The organism is Kluyvera georgiana ATCC 51603 (assembly GCF_001654985.1).
GTDB classification, from domain to species: Bacteria; Pseudomonadota; Gammaproteobacteria; order Enterobacterales; family Enterobacteriaceae; genus Kluyvera; species Kluyvera georgiana.
This window is the reverse complement of record NZ_LXEU01000074.1, coordinates 20,808-29,998: the sequence shown is the minus strand read 5'-3', so window position 1 is coordinate 29,998 and position 9,191 is coordinate 20,808. Positions and strand designations below refer to the sequence as shown.

At 45.6% G+C, this 9,191-nt stretch carries 9 protein-coding genes and 1 pseudogene; 8 read left to right on the top strand and 2 right to left on the bottom strand.

The genetic code is table 11. The features are described from left to right. The first annotated feature begins 506 nt into the window (after positions 1–506). From M989_RS18535 to M989_RS18525, 5 genes and pseudogenes are all read left to right on the top strand, one after another. Positions 507–1,846 (top strand): annotated as a pseudogene (locus tag M989_RS18535) (tyrosine-type recombinase/integrase). A 105-nt stretch (positions 1,847–1,951) separates the two neighbouring features. Then, a complete protein-coding gene (locus M989_RS25680; protein WP_032296090.1) occupies positions 1,952–2,401 on the top strand; it encodes a hypothetical protein in 450 nt (149 codons plus the stop codon). Beyond that, positions 2,398–2,619: a helix-turn-helix domain-containing protein gene (locus tag M989_RS24875; protein WP_003847740.1), complete on the top strand. Its 222-nt coding sequence runs from the start codon at positions 2,398–2,400 to the stop codon at positions 2,617–2,619. Before M989_RS25680 ends, M989_RS24875 begins: the two co-directional genes overlap by 4 nt. 134 nt (positions 2,620–2,753) lie before the next feature. Beyond that, positions 2,754–3,518 carry a hypothetical protein gene (locus M989_RS18530; protein ID WP_003029576.1) on the top strand — a complete coding sequence of 255 codons (765 nt, stop codon included), beginning with the start codon at positions 2,754–2,756 and terminating at the stop codon, positions 3,516–3,518. A 461-nt stretch (positions 3,519–3,979) separates the two neighbouring features. Next, on the top strand, positions 3,980–4,600 hold the full coding sequence (locus M989_RS18525) for an inovirus Gp2 family protein (protein WP_003029579.1): 621 nt from the start codon (positions 3,980–3,982) through the stop codon (positions 4,598–4,600). A gap of 55 nt (positions 4,601–4,655) precedes the next feature. Here M989_RS18525 and M989_RS18520 read toward each other — a convergent pair whose 3' ends face one another. After that, on the bottom strand, positions 4,656–5,312 hold the full coding sequence (locus M989_RS18520; protein WP_003029581.1) for an ATP-binding protein: 657 nt from the start codon (positions 5,310–5,312) through the stop codon (positions 4,656–4,658). A gap of 28 nt (positions 5,313–5,340) precedes the next feature. Beyond that, the gene (locus M989_RS24865; protein WP_174329993.1) at positions 5,341–5,772 is read right to left on the bottom strand and encodes a maltose acetyltransferase domain-containing protein; all 432 of its coding nucleotides are present in this window, start codon (positions 5,770–5,772) and stop codon (positions 5,341–5,343) included. Between the two features lie 386 nt (positions 5,773–6,158). On the opposite strand from M989_RS24865, the gene M989_RS26565 reads away from it, so the two are divergent. From M989_RS26565 to M989_RS18510, 3 genes are all read left to right on the top strand, one after another. Further along, positions 6,159–6,329, top strand: a complete 171-nt coding sequence (locus tag M989_RS26565) for a helix-turn-helix domain-containing protein (RefSeq protein ID WP_077258089.1) — start codon at positions 6,159–6,161, stop codon at positions 6,327–6,329. Between the two features lie 228 nt (positions 6,330–6,557). Then, positions 6,558–7,481, top strand: a complete 924-nt coding sequence (locus M989_RS18515; protein WP_003029584.1) for an aminoimidazole riboside kinase — start codon at positions 6,558–6,560, stop codon at positions 7,479–7,481. A 165-nt stretch (positions 7,482–7,646) separates the two neighbouring features. Then, positions 7,647–9,164 carry a carbohydrate porin gene (locus M989_RS18510; protein ID WP_003029587.1) on the top strand — a complete coding sequence of 506 codons (1,518 nt, stop codon included), beginning with the start codon at positions 7,647–7,649 and terminating at the stop codon, positions 9,162–9,164. Positions 9,165–9,191: the final 27 nt, after the last annotated feature.

Genomic DNA, 9,191 nt, shown 5'->3' with positions numbered 1-9,191 from the left:
CGTGTTGCTTCACAGCAAGAATGATCAAGTAGCCCCCGCACGAAGGGGATCACGTTACAGCTTCGTTATCATGTTGTGTGGGCCTGGCTGCCCTATTAGCACGATTCAGTTTTACAAAGCAAGTGATGCTGGTCATGCAAGATTCACATGCTTCTACAGGTTGGACGCTTCGCACACCTGCCCATGCAATGTATACTGATAACCGCCCATACATCACACAGGCGTTTAGACGTGTTAAGACAGGATCAAAGGTCACGGGGAAAATCACGTAAGTCTTTGATTTTATTGAATGGTGCCGATAATAGGAGTCGAACCTACGACCTTCGCATTACGAATGCGATGTTATTATATTTTCACCCCTTTAAAAACCTACTATTAAAACAAGCAATTCATTATAAAACATTGTGTTATGAAAAACACCTGTTGATAAAAATTGACACGCGTTGATGTTTATTCCCCCATTTTACTTACACTAGCCGTTACATTATGGTGATGTAACATTTCTCATCTGGAGCCCCAAAATGGCACTTCCAAGACAAAAACTCACCTTCGAGCGCATTCGAAAATTTGCTTTATCTGAAGGAAAAACCCAGGCATTTCTTTGGGATGCGGACGTAACTTCCCTGGCATGTAGGGCAACTCGCGGAACAAAAGCTTTTGTGTTCCAAAGCGTATATGCGGGAAAAACCCTTCGCATGACCATTGGCAACATTAACGATTGGAGAATTGATGATGCCAGGGCCGAAGCCAGGCGGCTGCAAACATTAATCGATACAGGGATAGATCCGCGTATAGCTAAGGCAGAAAAAATTGCTGAAGCGGAATCACAGCAGGCTGAATCTCGTAAAACGAAGGTAACCTTCACAAGCGCTTGGGAAGATTACCTTGAAGAATTGAGAGCCGGAATCAGCGCAAAAACTAAACGCCCATATTCTACTCGATACATTGCCGATCACATTAACTTGTCCAGCCGTGGAGGCGAAAGTAAAAAAAGAGGCCGGGGCCCAACCTCGGCTGGACCATTGGCTAGCTTACTCGACCTACCGTTATCGGAACTAACACCAGAGAACATTGCCGCATGGCTAAGTACAGAGAGACAAAATCGGCCTACCGTCACTGCTCATGCCTACCGTCTGTTGCGTGCATTTATCAAATGGGCTAATTACCAGAAAAAATATCAGGGAATAATCCATGGCGATATTGCACAAGATCATAACGTGAGAAAAGTGGTTCCAGTATCAGCGAGTAAAGCGGGAGATTGCTTACAAAAAGAACAGTTAAAAATCTGGTTCAGTGCCGTACGTAGCCTCAATAATCCCATTGCATCGGCCTATCTCCAGGTACTTTTGCTCACCGGTGCACGGCGTGAAGAAATTGCGTCACTTCGGTGGTCTGACGTAGATTTCAAATGGTCAAGCATGAGGATTAAAGACAAGATCGAAGGCGAACGTATCATCCCTCTCACTCCTTATGTTTCTGAGCTGTTAAGTGCGCTAGCGCAATTCCCAAATTCTGACGTAAATAAGGAGGGTTGGGTTTTCAGAAGTAACAGTAAAAGTGGCAAAATTATTGAACCGCGTTCAGCACACAACAGAGCGTTAGCTCGAGCTGAGTTACCACATATCAGCCTTCACGGCTTACGCCGTAGTTTTGGCACTCTTGCTGAATGGGTTGAAGTGCCAACAGGTATTGTTGCTCAAATTATGGGACACAAACCAAGTGCACTGGCGGAAAAACACTACCGCCGTCGTCCGTTAGATCTGTTGCGCAAATGGCATGAAAAAATTGAGAGGTGGATCTTACAGCAAGCAAATATTGTAAAAAAATAACCGTTGATATGCGTTGATTTCATTTAATATCAATAGATTACAGAACAACATCCATCGTTGACATAAGTGTATTTTAAGGTTTAAATTCCATCGTCCACTTTTAAATCAGGAGATAAAGCATTATGTCTAATTCTTTGATGAGTTCTGCGCAAACCAGCTCAAAGGCTCGAATAGTACGGGTCGTGGGTAAGATCAAAGTTGTTCGTTCTAGTAAGCAGCGACAAACCTGTGCTGAGTCCATATTTCAGGAAAGACAGGTGAACATCAGGATTCGAGCTGCTCTTGGACACCTCAGTGAAAAAAACTCTTTATACAATAAAAACAATCGACATAAAACTTTGGGCGTTTTTTTTGCACGTATCATCTCGCACAAAAATCAGGCCGAAAACTCGCAAGGTAATGCGTCTAAATCAACTAAAAGTACCTCATCCGGCTCAAGCGAAGGTAGTGATCCTGACCCTGAAGCTTATTCAAGCTTGGCTTTTTTGTTTTCTTTTTGGTCCTTTCTTTCCCTTCTAATTTCATTACTTTTTGTATATGCCTGCATCTCAATCATTGAGGTGGTAGCATGAGCATATATGAGCAATCCAGAACATCTCTATCTGAACTTGTTTCCACAAGTGAGTTAGCACATCTATTAAACCTTAAAGCCCAAACAATTCGAAAATGGCTTTGCCAAGACAAGCTGCCTAATGGTTTACCACGCCCAAAGAAAATTAACAGCCGACATTATTGGTTACGCAAAGACATTGATAGGTTCCTATTAACCTTCTCAGTATATTGTAATTAACAGCAGCATCAAAATCATAACTCCCCAGCTATTCTAAAGAATAGCTGGGTTAATTAACAGAAACAATCCGTCGATAAAAGATACTAAATCACACCGTTTATCACATTTTACATTAACGAAAGTCAAGGATACATATGAAAAAACGCATCACTTTCAGCGCAAACAAAAAATCAACTATTGATGCAATTGACGACTATAGCAATGCAAAAGGATATTCTAGGTCAGAGGTGATATCATTTTTGTTAAACGCCACAGCCCCAGCATTGAATAAAATAACATCGCAATATCATATAGCTCAAACTTTGGAGTCAACATTAGGCTGTATTTTTGAAGAGAAGGCCCCCTCAATCGCACGGGGTGAGCCAAAATTAACTTACGAAGAGTTTTTTTATTCCGTCTGGAACACTCACATTCGACACCGGAACGAGGTTGTCGATCAAGATTTTTATGCGCACAAAATACCTCATGATAAGATGGGTAAGAGCGAAAAAAAATTAATTCATGAAAAGCTCTCATACATTATAAAAAGTTTCAATGTAAAAAAAGCAATTTTTATTTACACAGATCGGCGCGTGAACCACAAACATCTCATTGCAGGAGGGTTATCTAATATCATACTGATAAAGGAAACAGTCTACGATGGTTGTTTTTTTGATTTGAGCAGCATTGTGATTATGCCAATCTTTGAACTTATTACATTTGGAGTTGAAGCAGTATTGAAAAGAAATAAAACTCCCCCTAAACAATCATGCTATTGCTGGATACCAATTTATTACACAAATGATCTAGCGGTAATGGTCCCTGTGATTGCCGAAGGCGATACACCTCAAAAGGCGATGAAAGGAGGAGATGCCATCATTATTAACCCCTTTAACGGTGAAGTAAGCCATACTTTCTGATACCAATGTTAAGCATAACCACTTAGTTGCATACATCTCGACAGTATGGAGTTAGTACCTAATAGCTTGATGAGGGTAAAAGATGCCTACTAACAAAGCAAAATCAAAGAAAATTCTAGGAAGGCCTGAAGGAAGTAAATATTCCCATTTAATTCAGAGTGAGAAGGCTAAGCATTACTCTCAATCCAAGGTGGCAAAGATCTTAGGAATAAGTATTTCCACGGTAAAAAGACACTGGGATAACGGCATCTTTGGGTGATTATAATTGCAGAGTTGCTTTTTAATTATTTTACTGCATGGGTAATGGGTTGATAACAAGTTTTATTGTTGGAAAGGTATTATATAACAGTCATTACTATTAACAGTTAATTAATATAACTAACCACAGACATTCAGCTATGTCTGATCATATTACTATATACGGCTATCCAAAGCCGTAGGGCTAACGACAGGATCGAAACATGGAATTATATCATGGTTCCCATGGTGAGCATGTGCTCGCCTATAAAAAACATATTGAACGAGTCGTCAATGATGCTATCAGTGAATTCCCCAGAACAATGGCGTTACGTGTTGATGTTCATTATCCACCCATTTTAGACAGAGGTGACACTGTTTGCTGTTTTCCTAATCTAGAGCCTGGTGCCATATCCCGTTTCCGTAATGCATTAAATGCCATGTTGGAGGCCAATGAGAGAACCAGAGCAGCTAACGGCAAAAGAATATATCCAAACCGTGTTCGTCATGTTTGGGCACGGGAGTTTTCCGAAGAAGGAAAATGTCACTTTCACCTTGGTCTTTTTTTTAATAAAGATGCTTATTACCATTTAGGTGATTATGAGGCTGAAAGAAATTTAAGGATGATGATTGTAAGAGCATGGTATAGCGCACTGGGATTGGAACTGGATGATTATCCGGGATTGGTTCACTACCCTGAAAATTGTCGTTATATTTTAGACGTCAATGATTTTAACTTTGAAGGAGAATACAATAAATTACTGAATCGCTTCGACTACCTAGCTAAACTCGATACAAAAGCATATGGAGATGGCGACCGTAGCTTCGGCTGCAGTCGCGGGTAATTTATTTTTTACAGCAATGGCCTTTCTTATGGATGGAAAGGCCAGACCTTATATATCAAGAAGATGGTGAGCGATAAAGTATTGTTTTCAAGTAATCATCTGTTGCAGTAAACTCAGGGAGTTGGCCACTCATGGCCTGTGTTAGTGGAATAATCTTTGTCCTGACTCCCATCCCCCTGAAATCAACGTAACCATAATCACGTAAGACTTCCATGATAATCGTATTACGTGGTGATCGCTGACCTGTAACCATCTTTTCAATCGACATCGAATTATTCAGCGCCCCTGGGCTAATAACTTCAAATCGATTGCTATACAAGCCAATCTCTATCTCAACAAAGCGTGTCCAGTCACGATGAGCCAGTGCATTTACAACAGTTTCGCGAATAGCTTCCAGTGGATAATACCAGGTTGTTTCCCGACGTAGATGCGTATCGGGTAGAGGGGCCTCTGAAGTGATAAAGGGCATGATAGTTGACATCAAACGCTCAATCAATCCACCATCGATCAAAGCCTTTCCGGCTTCCTCAGTATCAAAACGCCCAACCATTGGACCATCCAGAATATCATCGAGTAACGGTTGGTACTCCTTATCCTCGCTGGCAAACGCAAAGACTCGGATATCTGGTCGATGCGAGAGTTCAACCATTTTGATTTTGAACTCAACGGGATAATTAGGGCTTTTTTTACGCACTGTGGTTAATGATTTCATGGATAGTGTCCACCATATTTGGTGTCCACTATCCTCTCAGGAATTTCAGGATCTGCCAGACGGTGCTGAGACGACGCTTACGAATGTTATACCCCCTGCTGCAGTGGAAAGACGTGGTGACAGATACCCCTTCCCCACATTCAGGCAGCAACTCTTTCATCAGTAGCAGGCGGGAATCAATATGAGCAGGATCGGTGTGGTTAAAACGATGAAGGAGCGATTTTGTCCGCAAAGAATCCGCTTTTATGGCGGGTTCAGCAGGGAAAAAGTAATCCCCATCTTTAAGACGGACACGTTCCACCCTGGTATCAGCGCAGGGCGGCAATTTATCATTCATTAATTCTGTTTCCTCCGTATGCAGCGTGGAGCCTTTCCTGTTACCGGTTTTATCCGGATGTATGCTGTCCCGTGAAGTGGCGGGCAAACTCACTTCTAAAAAATTACGGCCAGATCTTGTCATGCCTATCACAAAGTATCATAACCGAGCATTGTGTAAAGATGAAAACCGTCAAATTGAGCGCAATCGAGCTGCATGATATGATCAGAACCCTACTAAATCAGAAGTATTGGGTATGAGATTACTTTTGAGGAAGCACGTAAATGAAACGAGTGGTTCTGTTTTCATGTGGGAGCGCTTGTCGCTCCCTGAATAGTCCATGTGACAATGAAGATTAAACAGCATCATAACCAGCATGATGCCGTTGCATTTCTTGCATATCGGCAGACTACATCAGAACCCGGTAACCTTGGATGCTGGGATAATGGCAGAGAAGAGGCACTTACTGTATCTACGGTAAAAAGCGGTTTTGTCGATGAAGTTTTAAAGGAAACCCTCCAGAAACGCTGATGAAATTGCGCAGTTTCGCTGGCCTGATGCGACAACAACTCGCCAGTAGAATGGGTATTTCTTACAAATACCTGCGCAGCATAGAAGCAAACCCATCCAGAGCGAGCATTACTACACTTAACCATTATGCCAAGAAGTGTGGTGTTAAAAGCCCTTTGATTTATCTGTAAATAAGATAAAACATGATAATTTCATCAAGTTGCATGGTAATTTATCCAGGATCCATTTGTGTCCAGGACGTAAGTCTTCACAGCTGTCGAATCAATTCTATTTCGTAAGGCGGCTCACGTTTTTATGCCCTGAGCAGTGCTTTTCCGGCTGGAACTTTCCCCCACTCATTCACTGTGATTTAATATGCTAAACCGGTTTAATTAAGTTTAGCCTTGGAGGGTTTTAGCATGAAAGCAAAAGTTTGGGTTCTGGGCGACGCAGTGGTGGACCTGCTACCGGAGAGTGAAGGGCGCTTGCTACAGTGCCCTGGAGGCGCGCCGGCTAACGTGGCGGTAGGGGTTGCCCGCCTTGGCGGCAACAGCGGATTTATCGGCCGCGTCGGCGGTGACCCGTTTGGCCGCTACATGCGTCATACCCTGCAACAGGAGCAGGTCGACGTCAGCCATATGTATCTTGACGATCATCACCGCACGTCCACTGTGGTGGTCGACCTTGATGACCAAGGTGAACGCACCTTTACCTTTATGGTACGCCCCAGCGCTGACCTGTTCCTGGCTGAAGAAGACCTGCCACAGTTTGCCGCCGGACAGTGGTTGCACATCTGCTCCATCGCGCTCAGCGCCGAGCCCAGCCGCAGTGCTACCTTCGCGGCTATGGAGAACATCAAACGTGCCGGTGGCCGGGTGAGCTTTGACCCTAATATCCGCCTGGATCTCTGGCAAGATCAGAACCTGTTGCACGCCTGTCTCGACCGCGCCCTGCGTCTGGCGAACGTGGTGAAACTGTCCGAAGAAGAGCTGATACTCATCAGCGGGAGTAATGATATCGCGCAGGGGATCGCCAGCATCACTGAGCGTTATCAGCCTGAATTACTGCTGGTGACTCAGGGTAAAGCGGGCGTCATCGCCGCATTCCAGCAGCAGTTTATCCATTTCAGCGCTAAACCGGTTGTCAGCGTGGATACCACCGGTGCGGGCGATGCGTTTGTCGCCGGACTGCTTGCCAGCCTTGCTGCCAACGGGATGCCGGCGGATATCAATGCCCTGGAGCCAACGCTCGCTCTGGCGCAAACCTGCGGTGCCCTGGCAACCCTGGCGAAAGGCGCGATGACTGCCCTGCCATACCAGCGCGATCTACACCGCCAGATTTGATCCTAAATACCGTCGTACGCGGTCCACTTTGTTGCATCCATCACACTTATTAAACCGGTTTAGCAAAATCAATTTCAAAATGTTAAATGTCGTGCTTAACATTGCAACTAAACCGGTTTAGCAAAAACACACAATTTTTTATTTTCCTTTTGGGATGCAATCAATATGTTCAGAAAAAGCACACTCGCGGTTCTTATCGCTTTGCTAACCGGCGCCGCCTCAGCCCATGCACAAACGGATCTCAGCAGTATCGAAGCCCGTTTAATTGCGCTGGAAAAACGCTTACAGGATGCCGAAAACAGAGCGCAAACGGCAGAAACCCGCGCAGAGTCGGCAGAGAAGAAAGTACAGCAGCTCACGACACAGCAACAAAAAACCCAGGACAGCACTCAGGAAGTGGCTCAGCGTACCGCCAAACTGGAGAAAAAAGCCGATGAGAAAAGCGGGTTTGAGTTCCACGGCTACGCCCGCTCCGGCGTGATAATGAATGACTCCGGCGCCAGCACCAAATCCGGAGCCTACATGACGCCAGCAGGGGAAACCGGTGGGGCTATTGGCCGCCTGGGAAACCAGGCCGATACCTATGTTGAAATGAATCTTGAACATAAGCAGACCCTGGATAACGGGGCAACGACCCGCTTCAAAGTCATGGTCGCCGACGGTCAAACCACTTATAACGACTGGACGGCGAGCACCAGTGATTTGAACGTGCGTCAGGCCTTTGTTGAACTGGGCAACTTGCCCACCTTCGACGGGCCGTTTAAAGGCTCCACCCTGTGGGCCGGGAAACGCTTTGACCGGGATAACTTTGACATTCACTGGATCGACTCGGATGTCGTGTTCCTCGCCGGTACCGGCGGCGGTATTTACGATGTCAGGTGGAACGACAGCGTTCGCAGCAACTTCTCTCTTTACGGGCGTAACTTCGGCGATATTGCTGATACCAGCAACAGTGTGCAGAACTACATCGTCAGCATGAACAATTTCATCGGGCCGGTGCAGATGATGGTCAGCGGGATGCGGGCAAAAGACAACGACGAACGCCAGGATACCAACGGTAATCCGGTCAAAGGCGATGCGGCAAATACCGGTGTACATGCGCTGCTCGGGTTGCACAACGACAGTTTTTACGGCCTGCGTGAAGGTGCCAGCAAAACCGCCCTGCTCTACGGTCACGGACTGGGTGCCGAAGTTAAAGGTGTCGGCTCTGACGGTGCGTTACGCTCGGGGGCTAACACCTGGCGCTTCGCCAGCTACGGCACCACGCCACTGAGCAAGAACTGGTTTATCGCCCCGGCGATACTGGCACAAACCAGTAAAGACCGTTATGTCGATGGCGACAGCTACCAGTGGGCAACCCTCAACATGCGTCTGATCCAGGAGATCAATCAAAACTTCGCCCTCGCTTATGAAGGCAGTTACCAGTATATGGATCTCAAACCTGAAGGTTATAACGATCGCCATGCGGTAAACGGCAGCTTCTACAAGCTCACCTTCGCCCCGACCTTTAAGGTTGGCGACATCGGCGATTTCTTCAGCCGTCCTGAAATCCGTCTTTACACCTCGTGGATGGACTGGAGCAAAAAACTCAATAATTACGCCAGCGATGACGCGCTGGGCAGCAGTGGTTTTAAATCGGGCGGCGAATGGTCGTTCGGGATGCAGATGGAAACCTGGTTTTGATGGTTAACACCTGGCGACAGTAACCGC

Bases quoted from the DNA above. Each gene is read 5' to 3' on its own strand.
- M989_RS24875 (WP_003847740.1), top strand. From the start codon at position 2,398: ATGAGCATATATGAGCAATCCAGAACATCTCTATCTGAACTTGTTTCC.
- M989_RS18525 (WP_003029579.1), top strand. From the start codon at position 3,980: ATGGAATTATATCATGGTTCCCATGGTGAGCATGTGCTCGCCTATAAA.
- M989_RS26565 (WP_077258089.1), top strand. From the start codon at position 6,159: ATGAAATTGCGCAGTTTCGCTGGCCTGATGCGACAACAACTCGCCAGT.
- M989_RS18510 (WP_003029587.1), top strand. From the start codon at position 7,647: ATGTTCAGAAAAAGCACACTCGCGGTTCTTATCGCTTTGCTAACCGGC.
- M989_RS25680 (WP_032296090.1), top strand. From the start codon at position 1,952: ATGTCTAATTCTTTGATGAGTTCTGCGCAAACCAGCTCAAAGGCTCGA.
- M989_RS18530 (WP_003029576.1), top strand. From the start codon at position 2,754: ATGAAAAAACGCATCACTTTCAGCGCAAACAAAAAATCAACTATTGAT.
- M989_RS18515 (WP_003029584.1), top strand. From the start codon at position 6,558: ATGAAAGCAAAAGTTTGGGTTCTGGGCGACGCAGTGGTGGACCTGCTA.
- M989_RS24865 (WP_174329993.1), bottom strand. From the start codon at position 5,772: ATGACAAGATCTGGCCGTAATTTTTTAGAAGTGAGTTTGCCCGCCACT.
- M989_RS18520 (WP_003029581.1), bottom strand. From the start codon at position 5,312: ATGAAATCATTAACCACAGTGCGTAAAAAAAGCCCTAATTATCCCGTT.